This is a genomic window from Microbacterium sp. 1154 (genome assembly GCF_031455375.1).
Taxonomy (GTDB): domain Bacteria; phylum Actinomycetota; class Actinomycetes; order Actinomycetales; family Microbacteriaceae; genus Microbacterium.
Window position 1 is genome coordinate 136,015 of the sequence record NZ_JAVDSN010000002.1, and the last position, 24,930, is coordinate 160,944.

Genomic DNA, 24,930 nt, shown 5'->3' on the forward strand with positions numbered 1-24,930 from the left:
TCGCCCTCCCGGTATCTCCAGCGCCATTCACTAGCCTAAGACGCATGTCCCGACCCGAGGCTGTCCCGTCCGCCCGCCCCGCCCTGCTCAGCTCGTCGCTCGACGCCCTGGGTGTGCGCCTCGGACCCGACGGCGGCACCCTGCGCGTGTGGTCGGGATCCGCCGACGCGATGCAGCTGCTCGTCTTCGACGATGTCGACCTCGACTGGGCGACCGAGACCATCACCATGGCTCCCGTCGGAGGGGGTGTCTTCGAGGCGACCACCCCCCTGCTCCGCCCAGGCGCCCGGTACGCGATACGCGTCGGCGGCCCGCACGGGCCCGGGCACACCTTCAACCCCCAGTCGCTCCTCGTGGAGCCCTACTCGCGCGGACTCGTGTCGGGCAGCTACGGCGACTGGCGCTCGGTCGTGATGGACGGCTCCTTCGACTGGGGCAGCTCGACGAAACCCCGTGTGCCCCTGGACCGCACGGTCATCTACGAGGGCCACGTGAAAGGGCTGACCAAGCGGCATCCGTTCATTCCGCCCGCCCTGCACGGCACCTACGCCGGCTTGGCTCACCCCGCGATGATCGACCATCTGCTCTCGCTCGGGGTGACCAGCGTCGAGCTGCTGCCGGTGCACGCCTTCGCCACCGAGCCGCGTCTGCTGCAGCTGGGCCTGTCGAACTACTGGGGCTACAATTCGCTGAACTTCTTCACCCCGCACGCGCCCTACGCGACCGCTGCGAGCCGCACCGAGGGCCCCGAGGCGGTGCTGCGCGAGTTCAAGGGCATGGTGAAGCTGCTCCACGAGGCGGGCCTCGAGGTGCTCCTCGACGTCGTCTACAACCACACCGCCGAAGAGGGCATCGGCGGTCCGCGCACGAGCCTGCGCGGCATCGACAACAGGGCGTACTACCGCCAGACCGCCGAGGGCGCGTACATCGACGAGACCGGCTGCGGCAACGCGGTGAACACCTCGACGGATGCCGCTGCCCGACTGGTGCTCGATTCGTTGCGGTACTGGAGCGACGAGGTGCAGATCGACGGCTTCCGCTTCGACCTGGCGGTCACGCTCGGCCGCGACGAGAACCACTCGTTCACGCCCGACCACCCGTTGCTGCGGGCGATCCGCGACGACGAGCGACTGTCGGGTACCAAACTCATCGCCGAGCCGTGGGACGTCGGGATGGGCGGGTGGCAGACCGGCAACTTCGGTGACGGGTGGCTGGAATGGAACGACCGGTACCGCGATCGCGTCCGCAACTTCTGGTTGAGCGACATCGACTACGCGCGTCGGGCCGACACCGCGCCGGTCGGGGTCGGCGGCTTCGCCACGCGCCTCGCGGGTTCGTCAAACACCTTCAGCGAAGAGCGCGGCCCTCTCGCGAGCGTCAACTTCGTCACCGCGCACGACGGTTTCACGCTGCGCGACCTGGTCTCGTACGACGTCAAGCACAACCTCGGCAATGGCGAGCAGAACCGCGACGGCGCCGACACGAACCGCTCGTTCAACCACGGCGCCGAGGGACGCACCGACGACGAGCGCGTGCTCGCGACACGACGTAAGGCCATCCGCAACCTCATGGGCACCCTGCTGCTCTCGGCCGGCGTGCCCATGATCACGGCGGGCGACGAGATGGGCCGCACCCAACGCGGCAACAACAACGCCTACTGCCACGACTCCGCTCTGACCTGGCTCTCGTGGGACCTCGCGGACTGGCAGCGCGATCTCTTCGCCCACACGCAGCGACTCACGCAGCTCCGCCGGGAGAATCCCGCGCTCCGTCCCCGACGATTCGCGCGTCTGGGCGAGGTCATCCCCTCCGCGTCCGTGATGCAGTGGTTCGACGAGCGCGGCGAGACGATGTCCAGCGACCGCTGGAACGATCCCGCCCACCGCACGCTGCAGTACTTGGCGACCTCGACGCCCGAGGACGAAGAGGCGAATCGCGTGCTCCTCGTCGTGCACGGCACCGAGACGGCCACCGAGATCGTCCTGCCCGATCTCGAAGGAGCTGCCTACGTCTCGCTGTGGTCGAGCGCCGACGAGAGGCCCTCCGAAGAGGTCGAGCGGTTCACCGCCGGAGACGTTGTCCCGGTCGCCGGTGCCTCGATGCGTCTGTTCCGCGTCGACTGATCAGGGCCCGCTGTCAAGGCCGAGCGAAACCGTACGGCAAGGTCGGTGGCCCGCGATAGGTTCGGATCGTGGCCACCACGACGATCCCCTCGCCCGAGCTGCCCTGGCGCAGCGCCGCCTCGATCCCCGTGCGTCCGGTCAAGCCGACGCCCACCTCACGCAGCGTGGTCACTCCGCGCATCCCCATGGCACTGCCGCACCCGAGCGTGCCGGGCGGCCGGTTCCGCCCGTCGGCCTACGTCGGCGAAGCCGTGCCGTTCACCGTCACCGCGTTCCGCGAGGGCCACGACCGCATCGGCGTGCAGGTGCGCCTCTTCTCGCCGTCGGGCGACGAGTCGCTGCACCGCCTCAGCCCGCTGAACGACGGCTTCGACCGGTGGTCGACGCTGGTGGCACCGCTCGAACAGGGCGTCTGGCGTTTCCGCTTCGAATCGTTCGCCGACGACTTCGCCACCTGGGAGCACGCCGCCGAACTCAAGATCGCCGCCGGCGTCGACGTCGCGCTCATGCGAGAGATGGGTGCTCAGCTCTTCGACCGCGCCCGCGGCGAGAAGAAGCGCCCCGGCACCGACAAGGACCGCCTGTACGAGGCGGCTCGCGCCCTCCGCGACCCCGACGTCCACGACGACACCGCCCTCCAGATCGTCCGCGACCCCGAGATCGCCGCGCTGTTCGACGCCCGCCCGATGATGGGCCTGGTCTCGGTCGGGCGCGATGCCGAGCTGCTCGTCGAACGCGAGCGCGCCGGCGTGGGCGCCTGGTACGAGTTCTTCCCTCGGTCCGAGGGCGCACGCCGCGGTGAGGACGGCTCCGTGATCAGCGGAACCTTCCGCACGGCCGCCGAGCGTCTTCCGGCGGTCGCCGACATGGGTTTCGATGTGCTCTACCTCCCGCCGATCCACCCGATCGGTGAGACGAACCGTAAGGGCCCGAACAACACCCTCGTCACCGAGCCGGGCGACCCCGGCTCACCGTGGGCGATCGGCGCCGCAGCGGGCGGTCACGACACCGTTCACCCCGACCTCGGCACCCTCGAGGACTTCCGCGCCTTCGTGCAGACCGCTCGCCGGAACGACATCGAGGTCGCGCTCGACCTGGCGCTTCAGGCCTCGCCCGACCACCCCTGGGTCAGCGAACATCCCGAGTGGTTCACGACGCTCCCCGACGGCTCGATCGCGTTCGCCGAGAACCCGCCGAAGAAGTACCAGGACATCTACCCGATCAACTTCGACAACGACCCCGAAGGTATCCGCGCCGAGGTCCTGCGCATCGTGCGGCACTGGATCGCCCAGGGCGTCACGATCTTCCGCGTGGACAACCCCCACACCAAGCCCCTGCAGTTCTGGGAGTGGCTCATCGCCACCATCAGTGCCGAGGAGCCGGGCGCGGTCTTCCTCGCGGAGGCGTTCACACGCCCCGCCCCCTTGCAGGGTCTCGCGATGGCCGGGTTCCAGCAGAGCTACACGTACTTCACGTGGCGCAACACGAAGGAAGAGCTCGAGGAGTTCCTCGGCGGTCTCGCCCATGAGACCTCCGACTTCCTGCGACCGAACCTGTTCGTGAACACCCCCGACATCCTCACCGAATACCTGCAGTTCGGCGGGCGACCGGCGTACAAGATCCGCGCCGCGATCGCCGCCACCGCCGCGCCCACCTACGGGGTGTACGCCGGCTACGAGCTCTTCGAGAACGTCGCACGGCCGGGCGCGGAAGAGAACATCGACAACGAGAAGTTCGAGTACAAGTTCCGCGACTGGTCCGGCGCCGAGGCTGCGGGCGACTCGCTCGCCCCGTACCTCCGGATGCTCAATGGGGCGCGCCGTTCGCACCCGGCGCTGCGTCAACTGCGCAACCTCGACATCCACTGGAGCGACGACGACTCGATCCTCGTCTACTCCAAGCACCTGGCCGCCGAGCTCTCCCCCACCGGTGAGAGCGACACGATCATCGTCGTCGCCAACGTCGATCCGCACTCCGCTCGCGAGACCACGGTGCATCTCGATACGAGCGTCTTCGGCGTCGAACCCGGCGCTTCGTACGAGGTTGAAGACCTCGTCACGGGCCAGGTCTGGACCTGGGCCGACCACAACTTCGTGCGCCTCGACGCCTTCGTCGAGCCGGTGCACATCCTCCACGTCAAGGAGAACCGATGACCTCCCTTCCCCCCGAGATCCTGGATGCCGTCGCTCACGGCGCCCACCACGACCCGCATAGCGTGCTGGGCGTGCACGAGACCGGCGCGGGGTGGGTCATCCGCACGCGTCGCCCCTTGGCCCGCGAGGTGGTCGCCTCGCTCGCCGACGGCACGTCGGTGCCGTTCGAACACGTGCGCGAAGGCATCTGGGAAGCACCCGTCGAGGCCTACCCCGGCGCTTACACCGTGCGCGCGTCGTACGACGGTTCCGAGCACGTGTCCGACGACGGTTACCGTCACGCGCCCTCCCTCGGCGAGCTCGACCTGCACCTGATCACCGAGGGTCGCCACGAAGAGCTCTGGCGCGTCCTGGGCGCACACGTGCGCGAGCTCGACGGTTCGGTCGGCACGGCGTTCACCGTCTGGGCCCCCGACGCCCGCGCCCTGCGCGTGATCGGCGACTTCAACGGCTGGGACGGTGCCGGCCACGCCATGCGCTCGATGGGGGGCAGTGGGGTCTGGGAGATCTTCGTCCCCGGGATTGGCGCCGGCACCCGCTACAAGTTCGAGATCCTCACCCGCGCGGGGCAGTGGATCGAGAAGGCCGACCCGATGGCGCGCCTCGCCGAGGTTCCTCCCGCCACGGCATCCGTCGTCACCGATTCGGAATATGCCTGGGCCGACGACGAGTGGATCGAGGAGCGTTCGCGCACCGCGCCCATCGACCGGCCGATGTCGATCTACGAGCTGCACCTCGGATCGTGGAAGCAGGGCCTGTCGTACCGCGAGGCGGCGGACGAGATCATCGATTACGTCGGGGCCCAGGGCTTCACGCATGTCGAGTTCCTTCCCCTCGCCGAGCACCCCTTCGGCGGCTCGTGGGGCTACCAGGTGTCGGGCTACTACGCCCCCACCAGCCGTTTCGGTTCGCCCGACGACCTGCGCTACCTGATCGACCGCCTTCACCAGGCCGGTATCGGCGTGATCATGGACTGGGTCCCCGGGCACTTCCCGAAAGACGACTTCGCTCTCGCGCGCTTCGACGGCGAGGCCCTGTACGAGCACCCCGATCCGCGCCGAGGCGAGCACAAGGACTGGGGAACGCTCATCTTCGACTACGGCCGCAACGAGGTGCGCAACTTCCTCGTCGCGAACGCGCTGTACTGGTTCGAGGAGTTCCACGTCGATGGCCTGCGAGTGGATGCCGTTGCCTCGATGCTGTACCTCGACTACTCCCGCAACGACGGGGAGTGGGCGCCCAACCAGTTCGGTGGCCGCGAGAACCTGGAGGCCGTCCGATTCCTTCAGGAGGTCAACGCGACGTCCTACAAGCGCTACCCGGGCATCGCCCTGATCGCCGAGGAGTCGACCAGCTTCCCGGGTGTCACCGCCCCCACCTCGCACGCGGGCCTCGGCTTCGGGTTCAAGTGGAACATGGGCTGGATGAACGACTCGCTGCAGTACATCGGGCGCGACCCCATGTACCGCTCGCACCACGAGGGCGAACTGTCGTTCTCGTTCGTGTACTCGTTCAGCGAGAACTTCGTCCTGCCGATCAGCCACGACGAGGTCGTGCACGGCAAGGGGAGCCTGTTCGGACGCATGCCGGGTGACCACTGGCAGAAGCTCGCCAACATGCGCGCATTCCTGGCATACATGTGGGGCCACCCGGGCAAGCAGCTGCTGTTCATGGGCCAGGAGTTCGGCCAGATGTCGGAATGGTCGGAGGCGCGCAGCATCGATTGGTGGATGCTCGACCAGCCCTCCCACAAACAGCTGCACTCCTTCGTCGCCGAGCTGAACCGCGTCTACAAGGATCAGGCGGCCCTGTGGGCGCGCGATCATGACGCCGCGGCGTTCTCGCGTCTCGGTGCTCCCGCGTGGAATTCGAACGTGCTGGCGTTCGCCCGTCGGGACCACCACGGCAACACCATCGCGGTTGTCTGCAACTTCTCCGGCACGCCGCTGACCGACTACCCGCTCGATCTTCCCGAGTCGGGTACGTGGACCGAGATCCTGAACAGCGACGCCGAGGCCTTCGGGGGCTCCGGTCAGGGCAATTTCGGCGCCGTGCACACCGACGGTCGTGGAAGCGCCACGCTCACCCTCCCGCCCCTCGGCGTGCTCTGGCTCCACCACCGCGCCGGGAGCTGAGCGCAACGCTTCGAAAGCCCGGGTGTCCGGCCGAGAGCTTCGGTCCGGCACCCGGGCTTTTTCGAACGCACCCGAGACGACGAACGGCCCCGGCTTCCCTAGGGGGCACGGGGCCGTTCGTCATCGAGATGTCAGAAGAGCAGCGACGCCAGCCGTGAGCGCGCCCGGATGACGCGAGCGTCGTCGTCGCCGACGAGCCCGAACAGGTCGAGCAGACGCTCGCGGACGGGAGCACGATCCTCCGTCGGCAGAGCCGCGAAGAGATCCAGCAGTCGACCGAAGGCGTCGTCGACGTGGCCGCCGGCGACATCGAGGTCCGCGACCACGAATTGCGCCTCGACACCGGTCGGGTCCGCCGCCGCGGCGGCACGGGCATCCTGCAGATCGACTCCCTGGACACGATCCAGCAGGCGGACCTGCCCGAGGCCCGCCCGTGCGTCGGCGTCACGGGGATTCTCGGCGAGAGCCTGCTCGTAGGCGCTGATCGCCCGGGTGTAGTCGCCCTCTTCGATCGCGGCGAAGGCCTCGGCGTGCAGCGGGGGCAGCTCGGGCTCTGCCGCCGGAGCGTCGGAGGCGAGGGCGCCGTCGACCGGCACCGTTCCGGTCACACCGTGCTGAGCGGCGAGCTGCAGCAACTGAGCGAAGACGTCGCGCACCTGCTGCTCGGGCACGGCGCCCGTGAACAGGGGAACCGGCTGTCCGGCGACGAGGGCGAGCACCATCGGGATCGACTGCGCCCGGAAGCCCTGCGCGAGCTGCGGGTTGGCATCGACATCGACCTTCGCGAGCACGAGGCGGCCCGCCAGCTCCGTGACGACCTTCTCGAGGATGGGGCTGAGCTGCTTGCACGGCCCGCACCACTCGGCCCAGAGATCGATGACGACCGGAACGGTGCGCGAGAGCTCGAGCACCTCGCCGAACGTGTCGTCCGTCACGTCGAAGACCAGCGGCAGAGCGCCGGCCGGGCGTGCGGGAGCTGCGGGAGCGCCGGCTGCAGGAGCGGCGGGCGGTTGGGGACGGTTGCGCAGCGACGAGAGGTCGACGGCACCGCGCATCACGGAACCGGGGGCGGGAGTGCTCACGGGGACACCTTCGCTTCGAGGAGGCTGGATCGGTAACCGAGCAGGCGGATCTGGTCGTCCGAGCCCTGGCTGGGCACGTAGAAGAAGACCTGGTCGGAGTAGGTCGTGGTGAAGCCTGTCGCGGACTGGTCGACACCGGTGAGGGCCTTGACCGCGGGGTTGTTGTCCAGCTTGATCACCGCGTCTTTGTTGGTCGGCTTGGCCGTGTCGCTCTCGTACACGTTGACGGCGACGATGGCGCCCGTGTCGAGTGTGGCGAGGGCGATCGGCGTCGCGGCTCCCGCCGAGGCAGAGAAGCTGATCTCGGCCGTTCCCGCGCCGGTCTGGTTCAGTTCGTCGGTGCGCTTGGTCTTGTTGTCCTGGATCGCGGACAGCAGCAGATCGTTGGCCGTATCGAACTTCGCGAACGAGGCGCTGTTCTGCCCGTTGTTGATGACGTCGGCGTAGGCCGCGGCGACCTTCTCGGGTGCCATGACCAGGAACGAGGAATCCGGCGGAACCTGCGTCGCGCCGACGTACGGGGCGGCGAGTTCCGGCAGGTTCGTCGAGGCCTCGAGGTTGCCCACGTAGGAGGCCTTGTACTCCTCCCACGGCGTCTGCTGGGTCATCATCATGATTGTCGTCGTGGGGGTCGCGGCATCCGCCGACTCCACGACGGTCATGAGGGTGCGGGGCCAGGTTCCCGTGGTCTGCGGGAGGACGATCTGCACGGGCTCCGCGGGGATCGCGGGAAGGGCCGGGCGATCGGCGATCGCGGCACGCAGCTTGTAGTTGGTCTGGCGTTCGGCGAGGGCGGGCCCCGAGAGTCGCGCCGCGACGGCGTTGGCGTCGAGCGAGGCATCCGCCTGAGCGACCGTCGACGAGACCTTCGAGACGATGCGCTGCGCCTGCGCCTCGGTCACCGCGGGCGGGAACTGTCCCTCGGGGACGATCACGGTGGGGGTGGGGCTCGGCGACTCCGACGCGGCCAGCTGCGGCCACGCATCGGCGGAGCACCCCGCGAGCAGGGCCACCGAAACGCCGAGGGCCGGAACAGCAACCAGCGCTCGACGACCACCCAGAGCACCGCGCACCCGCGATGCACCCCGGCGACCGGGGCTCTGGGTCACGACGCCCTTGCTCTCCGCATCCGCGTCGATGGTCGAGATGGGCTCGGTCACGGGCAGGGGCAGGCCCTTGCGGCGCGGGCGACGCTGACGCCGGACGTGACGGATGCCGAGCAGGTAGAGGACCAGTCCGATCAGGAGGACGATCCCGCCGCCGACGATCAGGGGCCCGGCCCAGGGCGTGGAGTCGTCGATCGGCCAGGTGAGGCTGATGTTCGCGGGGGCGGGAGCGGTGCCGTCGGAGGCGACGAGGATGCTCATGTCGCTGGGGAGCTGGAGCGTGGTCGACAACGACCCCGTCTGCTCGAACTCGTCGAGCCAGAGGTCCGAGTCCACGGGAGAGCGGCCGGTGGCCGCGGCCCCGGCCCCGGAGGCGGGTGTCACCGTCGGCTCGACCTCGGAGGTCTGGACGGTCCCCTCGCCGTCGAGGGTGACCGAGGTGTACGGGACGTCGGCGAGCCACGCCTTGACGTCGGCCGTACGACCGTACGACGCGAACACCGCGCCATCGCCCTGGATGTTCAGCGTCTGGGCACCCGGCACGCTGTTGAGCACAGCGCCGTCGATCAACGTGAACGCCGTCGACCCCTCGGTCTGGACATTCGCGGAGGTCTCAGAGGGTCCGTGGAACACGGTCCGTTGAGCGATACCGGCACCGATCATGGCCGCAGCGATGACGAATGCCACCACGGCCCAGACGAATCTCACGCTTCACACCATCCCCACCGGTGGCTCGGGCGCCACCGAATCGACATTTCAGACTATCCGAGGGTGGCTGAAAGTTCTCGGCAAGGCCCGTCGCGCGCTCGGACGGGTCGTCGGCTCAGTATCCTGACGACACGGGCGCATCTGCCCGGCTGATGCGGGAGTCGTTCGGCATGAAGATCCACAACCCCTTCCGGGTCGCCCTGCTCGCCACACTCGGCGTCGGGGTCGGCCTTCTGCTCATCGGCAGCGTGCAGAACCTGTCGACGATCCTGCTGTACGTCGGAACCGCGTTGTTCCTCTCTCTCGGCCTGGACCCGGTCGTCTCGTTCCTCGAGCGGCGCGGCCTCCCGCGGTGGGCGGCCGTACTCGTGACGATCCTGGCGGTGCTCGGCGTCTTCGCCGGCATCATCTTCATGGTCGTGCCCATCATCGTCAGTCAGATCGCCCAGCTCGTGACGCAGATCGAGCAGCTGCTGCAGCCCGGCCGGTGGAACGAGATCGTCACCGACGTGCAGACCTGGGTCTCGCAGACGCTCCCCTGGCTCAAGATCGACGAGGTCTGGGCGGGTATCCAGCACTGGTTCTCGACGCTCGACGTCGGCAGCATCTCGACCATGATCGGCAACAGCCTGCTCACGATCGGCGGCGCCGTCGCGGCCGGTCTCGGCGGTGCGTTCATCGTGCTGATCCTCACGATCTACTTCACGGCATCCACCCCCTCGCTGAAGTCGGCCGTCTACCAACTCGTGCCGGCATCCAAGCGCGCCCGCTTCATCGAGCTCGCGGAGAAGATCACCGACTCCGTCGGCTACTACGTCATGGGGCAGGTCAGCCTCGGTGTCATCAACGGCGTGCTGAGCGCGATCTTCCTGTCGATCATCAACGCGCCCTTCCCCGCCGTGCTCGCGGTGATCGCGTTCTTCTTCTCGTTGATCCCGCTGGTGGGCACGCTCACCGGCTCGACGATCATCGTGCTCACGTGCCTCATCCCGGGCCTCGGGACGCCGACGTGGGCGATCCTGGCCGCGGCGATCTACTACCTCGTCTACATGCAGGTCGAGGCCTACGTGATCTCGCCGCGCATCATGAACCGCGCGGTGTCGGTGCCGGGCTCGGTCGTCGTCATCTCGGCATTGGCCGGCGGGGCACTGCTGAACCTGCTCGGCGCGCTCATCGCGATCCCGGTGGCGGCGAGCATCCTGATCATCTACCGCGAGGTCATCATCCCGCGGCAGAACGAGCGCTGAGTCTCAGCGCCGCAACCGTCGCGACCTGCGCCTTGCTGGTCCCGCCCACCTCATCCGGCGATCTCGCCGTCCCACTCCACGGGCAGCGGTAGCGCGTCGGGATTCACCGCGGCGACGATCTCGGTCAGCACCCGGCGCGTCTGCGTCTCGCCGACCCACAGGTGCTTGCCGCCCTCGACAGCGATGAGAGTGGCATCCGGGACCGAGGCGAAACGCTCTCGGGCCTCGTCGGGACGGAGGTAATCGTCGAACTCCGGCACCAGAACGACCATCCGGCGCGCATCGCCCGCCCAGGCGGCGACCTCATCGGCCGTGGCGCGGTGCAGCGGGGGCGAGAGCAGGATCACGCCCTCGATGTCGTGGTCGCGCCCGTACTTGAGCGCCAGCTCGGTGCCGAACGACCACCCCACCAGCCACGGACGCGGGAGCCCGCGCTCACGCACGAAGTCGACGGCCGCGGCCACATCGAAGCACTCGTTCGCTCCCCCGTCGAAGGAGCCCTCGCTCGTGCCTCGCGGAGACGTGGTGCCGCGCGTGTTGAACCGCAGCACCGCCAGGTCGGCCAGTGCCGGAAGACGACCGGCGGCCTTGCGCAGGATGTGCGAGTCCATGAAGCCGCCCGCGGTGGGCAGGGGGTGCAGGGTGATGAGCGTCGCCACCGCCGGACGGTGCGCGGGGGAAGCGAGCTCCCCCACGAGTGTCAGCTCGTCGACCGTGCGCAGTTCGATGTCCTCCCGGCGGGCGGGGAGCAGGACGGGTCCGCGAATCTCCATCAGGCGATCCTCCAACAGTGCGTGTGCCAATGACGGCGAGCAGCGAGATCGGCGGCGTCTCCGAGAACACCGTCTGCGCGCCACACCACCAGGTGGGCGGTCCCGGCCTCGACCGTGCGGCCGCAGCCCGGGCAGAGATAGTCCTTAACCGCCTGGGGAGCCGAGAGGGGCTGAACCGTCCATTCGCCACCGCGCTTGACCTCGGTGCGCTTCCAGCCCGCGAGCAGACGGTCGAAAGACTCGTCGCTGCGCGATGAATCGGGGCGTCTCTTACGGGAGCGGGGCATGGATGCCGCTCACCACCAGTGGTTGGCTGTCCAGAAGGCGTAGGCGCCGGCCCACCCGCCGTACCGACCGGTGGCGTAGCCAGTGCCCCAGCGGAGATTGTCGACGGGGTCGTACCCGTTGCCGGGCACCTTGCTGCAGGGAAGAGCCTGGACGAGACCGCACGCACCCGAGGAACGGTTGGTCGCGTTCGGGTTCCAACCGCTCTCGCGGCTGACGATGTAGTCGACGTACCCCATGTCGGCCTCGGAGATGCCGGCAGCGGCCATCCACTCGGCGGGAGCACCGCCGCCCGAGTACAGCACCGGGCCGGATCCCCCGGACGACGACCCGGAACCGGAATCCTTCGAGCGTGACGGGGTCGGTGTGGGTGTGGGGGTCGGCTTGGGCTTGACGTAGACGTTGTAGCTCGCGCGATCGAGCTGCGGGGCCTGCTTCTCGCCCGACGTAGAGACGGCCTGCGTGTCGTCGAGTCCCTCGGCGTAGAGCGTGACGGTGTGCGGCTCTTCGGCCTGTGCGGGGAGCAGGGAGGCACCCATCGGGCCCACGTACGCCCCCGCGAACAGCACCGCGGCGGCGGCGCCGAAGACGCCCACCACCCCGCGGCGACGCGACCAGCGGGGACCGGATCGATGAGGAAGCGTCGGCGGGATCACATCGACCGACGCGCCCCCGCGGGCGAGACGGGAGGCGGATGCACGCGAAAGTTCCGAACCAGAAGTCACAGTGCGCCCGATTCTACCGAGGCCCGAGCGAGGATGCCACGCGTGGGCATCATCCGACGGCGAGCATCACTTCGACGACCGCATCGAGCACCGCGTCGACCTGCGTCTCGCGATAGCCACCCCGCTGCACCCGGAAGGCGACGGAGCGGACCTGCTCGGGCGTGACCGGGTCGCCCGCGGCGAGGTAGCGGGCGACGCGGTCGGCCACGACGTCGACCTCGTCCACGCGATACCCGTAGCGCAGGAAGCCGACACGATCGAACCGCGCCCCCCGCGGTCGCCGGAGGCGGTCGAGCACCACCTGCGCCGTATCGCGCGTCTCGGCGACCCAGGCACGTGCGCCGAGACGAGACAGGGCGTACTCGCGCTCCCGCGCCGCGAAGGCGTCTTCGACGCGACCCAGAGCCGCGTCGACCGCGTCGATCCGGTAGCCGCCCTTCACCAGCGGGAAGGCGGCCGCGCGCACCTCGGAGGAGCGGAGGGCACCGAGGTCGTCGGCCTCGAAAGCCTCGCGGGCGCGGGCCAGGAAGACGTCGACGGCCCGCTTCTCATACCCCTTTTGACGACCCGAGGTCGTGGGGAAAGGTGTCGCGGCGACGGTGTCGTGGATCGGCGTCTCGGTCATGACACTCCCAACGGGGCGAGCAGGTAGAACATCACGAGGGCGGCGGTCGCCGACGGAAGGATCGAATCGAGTCGGTCGAGGACTCCCCCATGACCGGGAAGCCACGAACTCATGTCTTTGATCCCGAGATCGCGCTTGAGCATCGACTCACCGAGGTCGCCGACGGTGGCCGTCGCGAGGACCACCGCCCCGAAGATGAGACCGGCCCACCACGGCACCTGCAGCATGAAGGCGGCCAGCAGGGCGCCGGCGACGAGAGCCGCGACGCACGCGCCGGCAAAGCCCTCCCACGTCTTCTTGGGGCTGATGCGCGGGGCCATCGGATGCCGCCCGCCGCGACCGAACGTCAACCCCGAGACGTAGGCACCGGTGTCGGCGGCCACCGCAAGGATGAGGAAGGCGAGCACCCACCACTCGCCGCGAGGCTGCGCGAGGAGGATCATCGCGACGCTCGTGAGGAACGGCACGTACAGCTGCACGAAACCGGCGACCAGCACGTCGCCGATGACCTCGATGTGGGCGCGCCCGTCGGACGCGAACATCTGCGCCGTGAGCCGCCACACGATCACCACGACGATGGCGACGAGGGTCGCGATCCAGTGCACCCACGGCCCGAGGAAGAAGCCGCTGAGCAGCAGGAGGAAACCCATGACGAGCTGCGGCACGATGTCGACCCGACGACCCGACACCTGCAGAGCGCGCGAGAATTCGAGGACGCCGAGCACCATCGCGGCGGCCGCGAACAGCACGAACAACCACTTGATGAAGATGAGCGAGGCGACGACGATCGCACCGATGCCCACGCCGATCAGTGTCGCGACGATGAGATCGCGACCCGTGCGCTGCTTGAGCCGCTCGTTCGCCTGATCGAACTCCGCACGCGCGTGAGCGATGTGCTGCTCGGCATCCGACCTCATCGCTCGCAACTGCGACTCGATCGCGGTCACACCCTCGCCCGTGTTGGGCGAGCGGCGTGCCGGTTCGGGCCGGCGTGGCGAGCCGGGCGGATCGACCGGCTCGCTCTCGCCGATCTCAGGGGCGTCGGGCATCGGGATCAGACCTCGAGAAGCTCGGCCTCTTTGCGCTTGAGCGCCTCGTCGATCAGGTCGACGTGCGTGCGCGTCACGGTGTCGAGCTCCTTCTCGGCGCGGACCAGCTCGTCTTCGCCGACGTCGCTCTTCAACGCGTCGAGGTCGTCTTTGGCCTTGCGGCGCAGGTTGCGCACCTGCACCTTGGCGTCTTCGCCCTTGCCGCGGACGATCTTGACGTACTCCTTGCGGCGGTCCTGGGTGAGCTCGGGCATGGTGACGCGGACGATGTTGCCGTCGTTCGTCGGGTTGACGCCGAGGTTCGGCATGTCGCGGATCGCCTGCTCGATCGCCTTCAGCGCCGACTTGTCGTAGGGGTTGATGACCAGCGTGCGGGCCTCGGGGTTGTTGAGCGAGGCGAGCTGAGCGAGCGGGGTGGGCGAACCGTAGTAGTCGACCAGCACCTTCTGGAACATCTGGGGGTTCGCGCGCCCGGTACGGACCGTCGCGAAGTCTTCCTTGGCGGCCTCCACGGCGCGATCCATGCGCGCTCCGGCATCGGCGAGGACATCGGAAATCACGGTGACTCCATTCGTTGGGACTGACAGTTCAGTCTAGTCGCGCGCGGGCCCGGCTCCCCGGGCCCGCGCGGCGCGTCACGCTGTGACCAGGGTGCCGATCGTCTCGCCGAGCAGGGCCCGGGTGACGTTTCCGGCCGGCTCCATCCCGAAGACGCGCATGTCCATACCGTTGTCCATGCACAGGCTGAAAGCCGTGGAGTCCACGACCTTGAGTCCCTTCTGCAGGGCGTCACCGTAGGTGACGTGGTCGAGCTTGGTCGCCGTCGGATCCTGGTTGGGGTCGGCGGTGTAGACGCCGTCCACGCCGTTCTTGGCGACGAGGACCTCGCTCGCGCCGATCTCCAGAGCGCGCTGCGCGGCGACGGTATCGGTCGAGAAGTACGGAAGGCCCGCGCCCGCCCCGAAGATGACGACGCGGCCCTTCTCGAGGTGGCGCACCGCCCGGCGCGGGATGTAGGGCTCGGCGACCTGGGTCATCGAGATGGCCGACTGCACGCGCGTCGCGGCGCCGGCCTGCTCGAGGAAGTCCTGCAACGCGAGGGAGTTCATCACCGTGCCGAGCATGCCCATGTAATCGGCGCGACCGCGGTCCATGCCGCGCTGGCTCAGCTCGGCCCCACGGAAGAAGTTGCCGCCCCCGACGACGATGGCGACGTCGACGCGGTCGACCGCCTCGGCGATCTCGCGGGCGATCTGCCCCACGACATCGGGATTGACGCCCAGTTGGCCGCCGCCGAACGCCTCCCCCGACAGCTTCAGCAGAACTCGGCGGCGCTTGGTGGCTTCATCGATCACGTGTGATGTCCTCTCGTCTTGAACAAACTAGCTGCCCGCACCCGCGACCGATACGCGGAAAGCGACATGTGGCGCGGGCAGGGAAAAGGCCCGGGATGCCGTGGCATCCCGGGCCTCATGACGGGCCCTGAGCCTGTCGAAGGGTTACGCGCCGACCTTGAAGCGGGCGAAGTCGGTCAGCGTGAGACCGGCGTCGGACGCGACCTTGGCGACGGACAGCTTGTTGTCCTTCGCGTAGTCCTGGTCGAGCAGCGAGACCTGCTTGAAGAACGCGTTCACGCGTCCCTCGACGATCTTCGGCAGGGCGGCCTCGGGCTTGCCCTCGTTGCGCGAGATCTCGGTGACGATCTCGCGCTCCTTCTCGACGTCCGCCTCGGGCACGGCGTCGCGGGTCAGGTACGAGGGGTTCGCGAACGAGATGTGCTGCGCGATCGAGCGAGCGGTCTCCGCGTCGTCGCCCGAGTAGGCGAGGACGACGCCGACCTGCGGGGGCAGGTCCTTGCTGGTCTTGTGCAGGTAGACCTCGAACTTGTCGCCCGAGATGGTGCGCACGCGGCGGAGCTCGACCTTCTCGCCGATGATCGCGGCCTCGTCCGAGATGAGCTGCTCGACGGTCTTGCCGTCGGCGTCGGCGGCGAGGGCGGCCTCGACCGAGTCGGCGCCGGCAGCGGCAGCCGCGTCGACGACCTTGTCGGCCAGTGCGATGAAGCGCTCGTTCTTGGCGACGAAGTCGGTCTCGCAGGCGAGCTCGAGCAGCGTCACGGAACCGTCGTTCTCGCGAGCGGCGACGAGGCCCTCGCTGGTCGAACGGTCGGCACGCTTGGCGTTGCCCTTGGCACCCTTGAGGCGCAGAATCTCGACGGCCTTCTCGACGTCGCCGTCAGCCTCTTCGAGCGCCTTCTTGGTGTCGACCATGCCCGTGCCGAGCTGCTCGCGCAGCGCCTTGATGTCGGCGATCGTGAAGTTTGCCATGGTGTGGCGTCTCCTTGTCGTTTGCGTTCTAGATGTGAGCCCGGCGGGGCCGTGTCGCTGCCCTGCGAAGAGGGAGCTGTCACGACCCCGCCGGATCGTAGCCTGTGCGGGTGGCGCGCCGTTCACACGGAGGCGAACGGAATGCCTCGCGGCTTACTTGCTGTCGGTGGCCTCGGCGTCGGCAGCCTCGGTCTCGGCGGCGTCGGTCGCCTCGGCCGCGGGAGCCTCGGTCGACTCGGCGGCCGGAGCCTCGGTCGACTCGGCCGGGGTCTCGAGGAGCTCGCGCTCCCACTCGGCGAGGGGCTCGGCGGCCTCTTCTTCACCGGCGGGCTGGTGACGCTGGATCAGACCCTCGGCGGCGGCATCGGCGATGATGCGCGTGAGCAGGCTCACCGAGCGGATCGCGTCGTCGTTGCCGGGGATCGGGTACTGGAACTCGTCGGGGTCGGCGTTGGTGTCGAGGATGCCGATCACGGGGATGCCGAGCTTCTTGGCCTCGTCGACCGCGAGGTGCTCGCGCTTGGCGTCGACGACCCAGATGGCCGAGGGGGTCTTCTGCAGGTTGCGGATACCACCGAGCGACTTGTGCAGCTTGTCGAGCTCGCGCTTCTTGAGCAGGAGCTCCTTCTTGGTGAAGCCGCTCTCGGCGGGGTTCTCGTAGTCGAGCTCCTCGAGCTCCTTCATGCGGGCGAGGCGCTTCGACACCGTCTGGAAGTTGGTGAGGAGGCCACCGAGCCAGCGCTGGTTGACGTAGGGCTGGCCCACGCGGGTCGCCTGCTCGGCGAGGACTTCCTGCGCCTGCTTCTTGGTACCGACGAAGAGGATGGTGCCGCCGTGCGCGACGGTCTCCTTGACGAACTCGTACGCCTTGTCGATGTACCCGAGCGACTGCTGCAGGTCGATGATGTGGATGCCCGAGCGCTCGGTGAGGATGAAGCGCTTCACCTTCGGGTTCCACCGGCGGGTCTGGTGTCCGAAGTGAACGCCGCTGTCGAGCAGCTGGCGGATGGTGACGACGGCCATGGTCGTACTCCTGTTTCTGAGCGCTTTCGCGCCGTGGTTGGGGTTGTTCGCGCCAGACGGTCCGTCTGACGAGCCTGGTGCCCGGCGCACACCCGCCACTCGCCGAAGCGAAGGACCAGGGGGTGTGGATGCCGCGCGGTGCGCTGCCCCGAGGGGCGACGCGGTGCGCTGTGGGCACGCGGAGTCATCCCGATGTACGAGATGCAGGGTCCAGCATACAGGACAGCTCCTCCCCAGCCGCGTGCGGGGAGCGGACTGTCCCCGGCTCCGCGTCGACGTCGCCGCGCATGAGGCGAAGCGCGCCAGACTGCCCCGATGGTCACGGCATCCCTCCGCTCTCTGAGTGTCCTCGTCCTGTTGTCGGTAGTGCTCGCGTCACCGCGTGCGGTGGCGGCGACCGAGGATCGGCTCGCCGGTCTCGGGTGGGTGTGGCCGACGACGCCGGTCGAGGTGACCCGACCGTTCATCGCGCCCGCTCACGCCTACGGCCCGGGGCACCGCGGCGTCGATCTGCGGGCAGACGCGGTGCGCTCCCCCGCGGACGGACGGGTGGCTTTCGTCGGAAGGGTGGCCGGTCGCGACATCGTCACGATCGACCACGGCGGTGGGCTCGTGACGACGCTCGAGTCCGTCGTCAGCGACGTCGAGGTGGGCGACCTGCTCGCGCGCGCCGCTCCGGTGGGCCGGGTCTCCGCGGCAGGTCATACCGTGTCCGGGACCGTCCACTTCGGCGTCCGACTGCACGGTGAGTACGTCAATCCGCTGCGATTGCTGGGCGGGGTGCCACGGGCCGTCCTCTTGCCCTGCTGCTGACTCGAGATCAGCCGATCTGGTTACCGCGGCCCTCGACCGTCTGAGCGCCGACGCCGCCCGCAGCGCGGATGATGTTGTCCTGACCGCGTACGGTGACGGACGCCACCGCGCCCCCCGCGTCGATCGTCGAGCGGTCGCCGCTCACATCGATGCTGCCGATCGCGCCCGCCGATCGGACCGAACCGTCGTTGCCCTGGAGGACGAGCGTGTCGATCGCCGAGGCATCCACCCGGGCGCGGTCTCCGGAGATACGGAGAGTGCCGATGGATGCCGCCGAGGCATCGACCGTGAGGGCGGAGCCCGAGACGGTGAGTTGCGCGCAGGTGCCGACCACCCGGACGATCTGCTCGGCTCCGGACACCGTTTGGGTACCCCCGCCACCGCAGGACACGGCATCCCCCGACGCGTCCGAAGGAGGCGTGCTGGGCGCGGCCGTCTGCACGGGCGCGGGCGAGACCGTCACGACCGATGGGGAGGGAACCGCCACCGACGGCGTGGGGCTCGCGGCGGCGAGACCGGGAGGGAGCCGGGTCTCGACGGGCTCGGGTGTCAGGCTGCAGGCGCTGAGCGCACCGGCCAGGACGATGACGCCGATCGCGGCGGATACCGTGCGGTGGAGGTTCACGGCTCCACGCTAGGGCGTGGAGGACGGGTTCGCACGCCATCGATCGCCACCCCGGGTGCGGGGCTGCTGCCCGTGCGCGCGGGGTGCGGAGGACACGCGAGATGCGCCGGTCAGGCTCTGGGGTGGGCGAGACGGTAGGCCTCGCGCAAGCGTTCCGCCGAGACGTGCGTGTAGATCTGAGTCGTTCCCAGGCTCGCGTGACCGAGGATCTCCTGAACGGCGCGCAGGTCCGCTCCCCCGTCGAGCAGGTGCGTCGCGGCGGAATGCCGGAGAGCGTGCGGGCCGAGCACCTCCGTGCCGATGTGGGGAGCGACCGTTCTCGTGACGAGCGCGTGAACGGCCCGCGGTCCGAGTCGAGCTCCTCTCGCGCCGAGGAAGACGGCCCGAGCGGAGGCGCCGTCCTCCGCGTTCGCTGTGCGTCGTGTCCCGCGTCCTCCGCGCCCGTGCGTCGGAAGGCTCTCGTCCCGCACTTGCGCCGTCGACGGGGAGGCCTCGAGCGCGCGGGCTCGCAGCACCGGCCGCGCCCGCACGAGGTACGCCTCCAGCGCCCGGGCGGCGGGGAGACCGAACGGGACGACCCGGTCCTTGTCCCCCTTTCCCCGAAGCAGGAGGGTCCGTCGCTCGTGGTCCACGTCGTCGAGGTCCAGGCCGCACACTTCGGACACGCGCGCCCCGGAGCCGTACAGGATCTCGAGCAGGGCGTGATCGCGTAGAGCGACGGGATCCCCGCTGGTGGCGTGTTCGGCGGCGGTGGCGAGTACCTGCTCCAAGGCATCGGCCGTCGCGACGGCGGGGAGAGTTCGACCGCGTTTCGGCGACACGAGCCGACGCGAGGGGTCGGTGCCGACGATCTCTTCCTCGACCGCCCAGGCGAAGAGTCCTCGCACCGTCGATGCTCGACGCGCCGCGGTCGCCTTCGACTGACCCGATTTCGCCGCCTGCCACTGCCACTCGCGCAGGTGTTCGACGTCGACGTCCGCGAGGGGGCGATCGCCCAGAGCCGAGACGAGGTCGGCGAGATCGGACCGATAGGCCCGTACCGTCGCGGCGGACAGCCGACGCACGTCGGCCAGGTTGACGAGGTACCCCTCCACGGCTTCCGTCAGGTTCATTGCTCCAGAGTGCCCGCCGCACGGCAGCGAGGGCGGGAGGACGCGCGACCGTCCGCACTCTGCGCATCACTCGGCGCCCGGGCGCGACGTCGTCCACCGGCCGTCATCGTCGCGCCGGACCTTGCCTTCGAGTTCGGCGAATCCGAGGAGCACGCCCGCCTCTTCCGGGGAGAGGCCGCTGCGACGTGCGATCTCGGACGTCGAACGAGCCGATCGCGGGGACAGGGCGTCGAAGACCCTCGTCGTGTCGTCCGTCCGCTCCGCCGTGCTCTGCGGATCCTGTCCGCGTGCACCGAGCATTTCGAGGACGTCCGCCGCGGATGTCACGCACACCCCGTCGTACTCGCGGAGGATGCGGTGGCAGCCGGCCGATGCGGCGCTCGCCACCGGGCCGGGAACCGCACCGAGCGCTCGTCCGAGGCTCGCCGCGTGAGCGGCGGTGTTGAGCGACCCGCTCCGCCACCCGGCTTCGACGACCACGACCGCGTCAGCCATCGCCGCGATGAGACGGTTACGCGCGAGAAACCTCCACTTCGTCGGCGCCGCGCCGCACGGGGTCTCGCTCCACACCGCGCCGGTGCTCGCGATCCTCGCCAGCAGGCCCTCGTGCCCGCGCGGGTACGCGCGGTCCACACCCCCGGCGAGGAAGGCGACCGTCGCACCGCCCGTCGACAACGCCGCCCGATGAGCCGACCCGTCGATGCCGTACGCGGCGCCCGAGACGACCACGACCCCGGATGCCGACAGGTCCGCGGCCAGATCCGCCGCCACGCCCTCGCCGTAGGCCGTAGACGCGCGCGCCCCCACCAGCGCCACCGCGGGGCGATCGAGCATGGTGTCCTTACCGCGGAGCCACAGGGCCGAGGGTGCGTGGAACCCGAGGTCGTTCAGGCGGGTCGGCCACCGGTCATCGCCCGGCACGACGAGAGAGGCCCCCGAGCGACGCGCGGCCTCGAGAACGGCGTCGATCGCCTCGAGCTGCAGCCGCGGTAGCCAACGCGCCCTCGCGGGCCGCAACGCTTCGCCAGGCGCCGAGACGGCGACGCGAAGGGCTCCGGCCGCCCCGTGCGCGGCGATGAGCTCACCCGCTGCCCCGTCGCCCGGCTCGGCGAGAACACTCCATACGGCTCGGGCATACGCCTCATCGTCCCGCGCGTCGGTGGGCCTGAGCCCCGCGAGCGCCCGACGAGAGTCCTCGAAGTCGACGACGAGCTCGCTCACGAGCCGGCTCCCCGGCGCAGATAGAGCGCGCGACCGACGTCATCCGAACGCAACTCGTCATGACCGGCGATGTCGGCGACCGTCCACGCGACACGCAGCAACCGGTCGTATCCGCGCAACGTCAGGGCGCCACGGCGCAGGGCGGTGTCGAGGGGCCGCAAGACCTCGGGGGACGGCGCCGCGGGCCCGCGCAGCCAGGTTCCCGGCACGTCCGCGTTTCGACGCCACGGCGTCTCGGCCCACCTTCGCGCAGCGCGGGCCCGCGCCTCGGCGACGGTCGCCCGAGCCCGCTCCGACGACACCGATCGTGCACTGCCCTCGTGACGCGCCGTCGACACACGCTGGAGCCGCAGGTCGATGTCTATGCGGTCGAGCAAGGGCCCGGACAACCGCCGTGTGTACCGACGAATCGCCTGCGGAGCGCACTCGCACGAACCGCCCGGTACCCCGTACTGACCACAGGGGCAGGGATTGGTCGCCACGACGAGCTGGAACCGCGCCGGGTATGTCGCCGAGACCCCCGAACGGTGCACTTGGATCATGCCGTTCTCGAGCGGCTGCCGCAGAGCGTCGAGAACGGATGCCGGAAACTCCCCGCCCTCGTCCAGGAAGAGCACTCCCTCGCTTGCACGGGCGATGGCCCCGGGCCGGACCACTCCGGATCCTCCGCCGATCAACGCCGCGGCGGTTGCGCCGTGATGCGGGCTCTCGAACGGAGGAGTCCTCGACAGCCGCGTCACCGCCTCACCCGACAGCGAGCGGATCGATGCGACCGACAAGGCCGCCTCGTCGTCGAGAGGCGGCAGGATGCCGGGTAGCCGACGCGCCAGCATGGTCTTCCCCGCCCCCGGGGGCCCGCTCATCAACACGTGATGCCCACCCGCTGCAGCGACCACCAGAGCGTCGACCGCGTCGCCCTGCCCCACCACATCGGCGAGTTCGAGTGACTCGTCTTCACCGGCGCCGACGGAGGGCGCCGCGACGGGCTCGAGGTCGGCGGCATCACTCGTCCCGCCGTGCCAGCGCACCACCTCGGCGAGGCAGACAGCGGCGAACACCTCGACCCCATCGATGAGCCCGGCCTCCGCGGCATTCGCCGCCGGGACCACCACCCGCCGGTGGCCCGCGCGCTGCGCCGCGACCACCGCCGGAAGCACCCCGGGGACGGGGCGCAGGCGTCCATCGAGTCCCAGCTCACCGATGTGAACGGTCTGCGCGACGCGGGCGGCATCCATTCGAATCGAGGTGGCGAGAGCGGCGACCGCGATCGCCACGTCGAAACCCGAGCCGCGCTTGGGCAGGCTCGCCGGGGAGAGGTTGACGGTGATCCGCCGCTTCGGGAGATCGAGGCCGCGGTTCGTGCAGGCACCCCGCACGCGGCGCCCTGCCTCGCCCAGGGCCTTGTCGGCGAGACCGATGATCGAGAACTCCGGCGTCTGAGAAGACACATCGGCCTCGACCTCCACCAGGTCGCCGTGCAGGCCCGACAGGGCGACGGCCCACGTGCGCGCGAGGGTCACAGCGCGTCCTCGAGGTGCTCGAGGCGAGCGTGCGCGGGATCGGATCCGATCAAGCCGATCGCATCGACGCGAAGTGATCGCCCCCGCGCTTCGTCGGGGTGGGCCGCGAGCCACGCCATCGCCAGACGCCAGAGCCGCTGGGCTTTGCGGGCATCGATCGCCTCGAAGGGGTGGCCGTAGTCCTCGCTGCGCCGGGTCTTGACCTCGACCACGACGAGGGTGTCACCGCGCACGGCGACGATGTCGATCTCGCCCTGGGCACAGCGCCAATTGCGCGTGAGGATGCGGTAGCCGTCATCCGTCAGGTACGCGACCGCGCGGTCTTCACCGGCTCTTCCGAAGTCGTCTTTCGCTGCCATGCCCGAAAGCGTGGCATCCCGCTCACGTCACCCGCAGGCCCGGCCCAGTCATCCGGGGATGGCGGCGAGGACGGACCGGTTGGGGAGGAGCCTCAGTTATCGAGGGAGAGTTCGTCGGGCAGCTGGAAGTCGTGGCGCGAGAGCTCTTCGACGTTCACGTCCTTGAAGGTGAGCACGCGCACCGACTTGACGAAGCGGTCGGCGCGATAGATGTCCCACACCCACACGTCCGTCATCGAGATCTCGAAGTAGAAGTCGTGCTCTGTGTCGCGGCGGACGACGTTGACGTCGTTCGCGAGATAGAACCGGCGCTCGGTCTCGATCACGTAGGTGAATTGGCGCACGACATCGCGGTACTCGCGGTACAGGGCCAGCTCGAGTTCGCGGTCGTAGTCCTCGAAGACGTCGTCATCCATGGTTGTTCCATCTTAGGCGCGCGCTGTCGCCCCGGCCGCACGGTGACGGCACTCGGGCGCGTCCCGGCCGGAGCTCTGTACAGGTCAGAAGAGCGTCGGAGCGGCCGCGATCGACCAGGAGTGCCGGTGGTGCATGCTCATGCCGTGCGCGGCGATCGCGTCGCGGTGGTCGAGGCTCGCGTAGCCCTTGTTGCGCGACCACCCGTACGCCGGGTGGTCGTCGTGCAGGCCGGTCATCAGGGTGTCTCGAGCCACCTTGGCGATGACGGATGCCGCGGCGGCACTCGCGCAATCGCGGTCGGCCTTGATGATCGGACGCACGGTCAGCCCGGACTCCCCCGCGGGGGTGATGTAGTCGTGGTTGCCGTCGAGGATCACGAGTGCCTCCTCGGGGACGACACCGTGAGCGCGCAGATCGGCGATGGCGCGGACCGCGGCCAGGCCCAGCGCCCGGATGATGCCGATCTCGTCGACTTCGACCGAGCTGGCCCACCCCACGGCGCTGTGCTGCACGAAGGCGGCCGCTCGCGCGGCGACCTCGGGTCGACGCGCCTCGGGGACCAACTTGGAGTCCCGCAGCCCCTGGGGCACCCGTTTGCGCGAGCGCGCGGGGTCGATCACCGCCGCGCCCACCGCGACGGGACCCGCGAGGGCTCCGCGCCCGACCTCGTCGCACGCGATGACGATCGCGTGCTCTTTCAGCAGGCGACGCTCGAGGGTGAGGGTGGGTTCGATCACTTCGCCGCCGGCGCGGGAACCCCCGCGAACACCTCGTGATGGAAGTCGATGAGGCCGAAACGGGTGAACGGCCAGGTGATGAGGAACGCGCGGCCCACGACGTTGTCGACCGGAACGAAGCCCTGCCCGGGCTGATCCTGGTTGAAGCGCGAGTCGCGCGAGCTGTTGCGGTTGTCGCCGAGCACCCACAGGGAACCGTCGGGCACGGTGATGTCGTACGGGACGGGCTCGGGCCCCGTGGCGCCGGGGGCGAGGCGCACGTAGCTCTCGTCGAGGGGAACGCCGTTGACCGTCGTCTGCCCGAGAGCGTTGCAGCAGACGACGTGATCGCCCGCCGTGCCGATGACGCGTTTGATGAGGTGGTCGTCGCTGTCGGGAGCCGACAGCCCGAAGAGCGACAGCACCCAGTCGGCGCCTTCGACGACCGGCGACCGCTGCTCGGTGGGACTCGCGGGCAGCCACCCGCCCGGGTCGCGGAACACGACGACGTCACCCCTCGAGTACTGCCCGAAACGCGGGGTCAGCTCGTCGACGAGGATCCGGTCCTTGATCATCAGCGTGTTCTCCATCGACGCCGACGGGATGTAGAACGAGCGGACGACGAACGTCTTGACGAGGAACGACACCACGAGCGCGATCAGCACGATCACCAGGAGGTCACGGAAGAACGCCCCCCACCCGCGTCGACGCCGTCCGGCGGAGCGGGATGCCACGGCATCCGAGGTCGAGGCGGTCTGGTCGCTCATGTGTTCCTTCACCGGGTTC

The 24,930-nt window shown here is 69.4% G+C and carries 24 protein-coding genes; 5 read left to right on the forward strand and 19 right to left on the reverse strand.

The features are described 5' to 3' along the window. Positions 1-44 precede the first annotated feature (44 nt). The 3 genes from glgX (at position 45) to glgB (ending at position 6,411) form a co-directional block, all read left to right on the forward strand. Entirely contained in the window at positions 45-2,123 is a 2,079-nt protein-coding gene (gene glgX, locus J2X55_RS09870) for a glycogen debranching protein GlgX (RefSeq protein WP_309823157.1), read from the forward strand. Between the two features lie 185 nt (positions 2,124-2,308). Beyond that, a complete protein-coding gene (locus tag J2X55_RS09875) occupies positions 2,309-4,276 on the forward strand; it encodes a maltotransferase domain-containing protein (protein ID WP_309823564.1) in 1,968 nt (655 codons plus the stop codon). Beyond that, on the forward strand, positions 4,273-6,411 hold the full coding sequence (gene glgB, locus J2X55_RS09880) for a 1,4-alpha-glucan branching protein GlgB (protein WP_115918008.1): 2,139 nt from the start codon (positions 4,273-4,275) through the stop codon (positions 6,409-6,411). The genes J2X55_RS09875 and glgB overlap by 4 nt, the downstream gene beginning before the upstream one ends. Before the next feature lie 131 nt (positions 6,412-6,542). Here glgB and J2X55_RS09885 read toward each other — a convergent pair whose 3' ends face one another. After that, on the reverse strand, positions 6,543-7,493 hold the full coding sequence (locus J2X55_RS09885) for a tetratricopeptide repeat protein (protein WP_309823160.1): 951 nt from the start codon (positions 7,491-7,493) through the stop codon (positions 6,543-6,545). Further along, positions 7,490-9,307 (reverse strand): glycosyl transferase, encoded by a 1,818-nt coding sequence (locus J2X55_RS09890; RefSeq protein ID WP_115918006.1) that lies wholly within the window; start codon positions 9,305-9,307, stop codon positions 7,490-7,492. The genes J2X55_RS09885 and J2X55_RS09890 overlap by 4 nt, the downstream gene beginning before the upstream one ends. A 170-nt stretch (positions 9,308-9,477) precedes the next feature. Here J2X55_RS09890 and J2X55_RS09895 point away from each other — a divergent pair, with 170 nt between their 5' ends. After that, positions 9,478-10,554, forward strand: a complete 1,077-nt coding sequence (locus tag J2X55_RS09895; protein WP_103209927.1) for an AI-2E family transporter — start codon at positions 9,478-9,480, stop codon at positions 10,552-10,554. 50 nt (positions 10,555-10,604) lie between these two features. On the opposite strand, the gene J2X55_RS09900 is transcribed toward J2X55_RS09895, so the two are convergent. From J2X55_RS09900 to rpsB, 9 genes are all read right to left on the reverse strand, one after another. After that, the gene (locus J2X55_RS09900) at positions 10,605-11,327 is read right to left on the reverse strand and encodes an alpha/beta hydrolase (protein ID WP_309823163.1); all 723 of its coding nucleotides are present in this window, start codon (positions 11,325-11,327) and stop codon (positions 10,605-10,607) included. Beyond that, a complete protein-coding gene (locus J2X55_RS09905; RefSeq protein WP_115918004.1) occupies positions 11,327-11,614 on the reverse strand; it encodes a hypothetical protein in 288 nt (95 codons plus the stop codon). Before J2X55_RS09905 ends, J2X55_RS09900 begins: the two co-directional genes overlap by 1 nt. A gap of 9 nt (positions 11,615-11,623) precedes the next feature. Then, on the reverse strand, positions 11,624-12,337 hold the full coding sequence (locus J2X55_RS09910; RefSeq protein ID WP_309823165.1) for a transglycosylase SLT domain-containing protein: 714 nt from the start codon (positions 12,335-12,337) through the stop codon (positions 11,624-11,626). A gap of 49 nt (positions 12,338-12,386) precedes the next feature. Further along, positions 12,387-12,962, reverse strand: a complete 576-nt coding sequence (locus tag J2X55_RS09915; RefSeq protein ID WP_309823167.1) for a DivIVA domain-containing protein — start codon at positions 12,960-12,962, stop codon at positions 12,387-12,389. After that, positions 12,959-14,011 (reverse strand): phosphatidate cytidylyltransferase, encoded by a 1,053-nt coding sequence (locus tag J2X55_RS09920; RefSeq protein ID WP_309823169.1) that lies wholly within the window; start codon positions 14,009-14,011, stop codon positions 12,959-12,961. Before J2X55_RS09920 ends, J2X55_RS09915 begins: the two co-directional genes overlap by 4 nt. A 5-nt stretch (positions 14,012-14,016) precedes the next feature. After that, the gene (gene frr, locus J2X55_RS09925) at positions 14,017-14,571 is read right to left on the reverse strand and encodes a ribosome recycling factor (protein WP_056230923.1); all 555 of its coding nucleotides are present in this window, start codon (positions 14,569-14,571) and stop codon (positions 14,017-14,019) included. Between the two features lie 75 nt (positions 14,572-14,646). Next, the gene (pyrH, locus tag J2X55_RS09930) at positions 14,647-15,366 is read right to left on the reverse strand and encodes a UMP kinase (protein ID WP_115918001.1); all 720 of its coding nucleotides are present in this window, start codon (positions 15,364-15,366) and stop codon (positions 14,647-14,649) included. Positions 15,367-15,510: 144 nt separating this feature from the next. Further along, complete coding sequence (tsf, locus tag J2X55_RS09935) at positions 15,511-16,338, reverse strand: translation elongation factor Ts (protein WP_103208967.1); 828 nt, start codon at positions 16,336-16,338, stop codon at positions 15,511-15,513. 153 nt (positions 16,339-16,491) lie between these two features. Beyond that, a complete protein-coding gene (gene rpsB, locus J2X55_RS09940; protein WP_115917999.1) occupies positions 16,492-17,361 on the reverse strand; it encodes a 30S ribosomal protein S2 in 870 nt (289 codons plus the stop codon). 315 nt (positions 17,362-17,676) lie between these two features. Here rpsB and J2X55_RS09945 point away from each other — a divergent pair, with 315 nt between their 5' ends. After that, positions 17,677-18,174 carry a M23 family metallopeptidase gene (locus J2X55_RS09945; protein ID WP_309823172.1) on the forward strand — a complete coding sequence of 166 codons (498 nt, stop codon included), beginning with the start codon at positions 17,677-17,679 and terminating at the stop codon, positions 18,172-18,174. A gap of 7 nt (positions 18,175-18,181) precedes the next feature. On the opposite strand, the gene J2X55_RS09950 is transcribed toward J2X55_RS09945, so the two are convergent. From J2X55_RS09950 to lepB, 8 genes are all read right to left on the reverse strand, one after another. Then, on the reverse strand, positions 18,182-18,799 hold the full coding sequence (locus J2X55_RS09950) for a hypothetical protein (protein ID WP_309823174.1): 618 nt from the start codon (positions 18,797-18,799) through the stop codon (positions 18,182-18,184). Between the two features lie 110 nt (positions 18,800-18,909). Beyond that, positions 18,910-19,911 carry a tyrosine recombinase XerC gene (locus tag J2X55_RS09955; RefSeq protein ID WP_309823176.1) on the reverse strand — a complete coding sequence of 334 codons (1,002 nt, stop codon included), beginning with the start codon at positions 19,909-19,911 and terminating at the stop codon, positions 18,910-18,912. Positions 19,912-19,977: 66 nt separating this feature from the next. Next, positions 19,978-21,132, reverse strand: coding sequence for a DNA-processing protein DprA (dprA, locus tag J2X55_RS09960; RefSeq protein ID WP_309823178.1), 1,155 nt, complete (start codon positions 21,130-21,132; stop codon positions 19,978-19,980). Continuing rightward, on the reverse strand, positions 21,129-22,652 hold the full coding sequence (locus J2X55_RS09965) for a YifB family Mg chelatase-like AAA ATPase (RefSeq protein ID WP_115917992.1): 1,524 nt from the start codon (positions 22,650-22,652) through the stop codon (positions 21,129-21,131). The genes dprA and J2X55_RS09965 overlap by 4 nt, the downstream gene beginning before the upstream one ends. Then, positions 22,649-23,011 (reverse strand): YraN family protein, encoded by a 363-nt coding sequence (locus tag J2X55_RS09970; protein WP_115917991.1) that lies wholly within the window; start codon positions 23,009-23,011, stop codon positions 22,649-22,651. The genes J2X55_RS09965 and J2X55_RS09970 overlap by 4 nt, the downstream gene beginning before the upstream one ends. 92 nt (positions 23,012-23,103) lie before the next feature. Beyond that, entirely contained in the window at positions 23,104-23,427 is a 324-nt protein-coding gene (locus tag J2X55_RS09975) for a DUF2469 family protein (RefSeq protein ID WP_055836674.1), read from the reverse strand. 84 nt (positions 23,428-23,511) lie between these two features. Beyond that, on the reverse strand, positions 23,512-24,165 hold the full coding sequence (locus J2X55_RS09980) for a ribonuclease HII (protein WP_309823181.1): 654 nt from the start codon (positions 24,163-24,165) through the stop codon (positions 23,512-23,514). Then, positions 24,162-24,911 carry a signal peptidase I gene (lepB, locus tag J2X55_RS09985; RefSeq protein WP_309823182.1) on the reverse strand — a complete coding sequence of 250 codons (750 nt, stop codon included), beginning with the start codon at positions 24,909-24,911 and terminating at the stop codon, positions 24,162-24,164. Before lepB ends, J2X55_RS09980 begins: the two co-directional genes overlap by 4 nt. Positions 24,912-24,930 lie beyond the last annotated feature (19 nt).

What these genes read in the sequence shown, in the direction of transcription:
- J2X55_RS09970 (WP_115917991.1), bottom strand. Translation starts at nt 23,011, where the DNA reads ATGGCAGCGAAAGACGACTTCGGAAGAGCCGGTGAAGACCGCGCGGTC.
- lepB (WP_309823182.1), bottom strand. Translation starts at nt 24,911, where the DNA reads ATGAGCGACCAGACCGCCTCGACCTCGGATGCCGTGGCATCCCGCTCC.
- J2X55_RS09955 (WP_309823176.1), bottom strand. Translation starts at nt 19,911, where the DNA reads ATGAACCTGACGGAAGCCGTGGAGGGGTACCTCGTCAACCTGGCCGAC.
- J2X55_RS09920 (WP_309823169.1), bottom strand. Translation starts at nt 14,011, where the DNA reads ATGCCCGACGCCCCTGAGATCGGCGAGAGCGAGCCGGTCGATCCGCCC.
- glgX (WP_309823157.1), top strand. Translation starts at nt 45, where the DNA reads ATGTCCCGACCCGAGGCTGTCCCGTCCGCCCGCCCCGCCCTGCTCAGC.
- J2X55_RS09945 (WP_309823172.1), top strand. Translation starts at nt 17,677, where the DNA reads ATGGTCACGGCATCCCTCCGCTCTCTGAGTGTCCTCGTCCTGTTGTCG.
- J2X55_RS09905 (WP_115918004.1), bottom strand. Translation starts at nt 11,614, where the DNA reads ATGCCCCGCTCCCGTAAGAGACGCCCCGATTCATCGCGCAGCGACGAG.
- J2X55_RS09900 (WP_309823163.1), bottom strand. Translation starts at nt 11,327, where the DNA reads ATGGAGATTCGCGGACCCGTCCTGCTCCCCGCCCGCCGGGAGGACATC.
- rpsB (WP_115917999.1), bottom strand. Translation starts at nt 17,361, where the DNA reads ATGGCCGTCGTCACCATCCGCCAGCTGCTCGACAGCGGCGTTCACTTC.
- J2X55_RS09975 (WP_055836674.1), bottom strand. Translation starts at nt 23,427, where the DNA reads ATGGATGACGACGTCTTCGAGGACTACGACCGCGAACTCGAGCTGGCC.
- J2X55_RS09875 (WP_309823564.1), top strand. Translation starts at nt 2,309, where the DNA reads ATGGCACTGCCGCACCCGAGCGTGCCGGGCGGCCGGTTCCGCCCGTCG.
- J2X55_RS09895 (WP_103209927.1), top strand. Translation starts at nt 9,478, where the DNA reads ATGAAGATCCACAACCCCTTCCGGGTCGCCCTGCTCGCCACACTCGGC.
- glgB (WP_115918008.1), top strand. Translation starts at nt 4,273, where the DNA reads ATGACCTCCCTTCCCCCCGAGATCCTGGATGCCGTCGCTCACGGCGCC.
- tsf (WP_103208967.1), bottom strand. Translation starts at nt 16,338, where the DNA reads ATGGCAAACTTCACGATCGCCGACATCAAGGCGCTGCGCGAGCAGCTC.
- J2X55_RS09915 (WP_309823167.1), bottom strand. Translation starts at nt 12,962, where the DNA reads ATGACCGAGACGCCGATCCACGACACCGTCGCCGCGACACCTTTCCCC.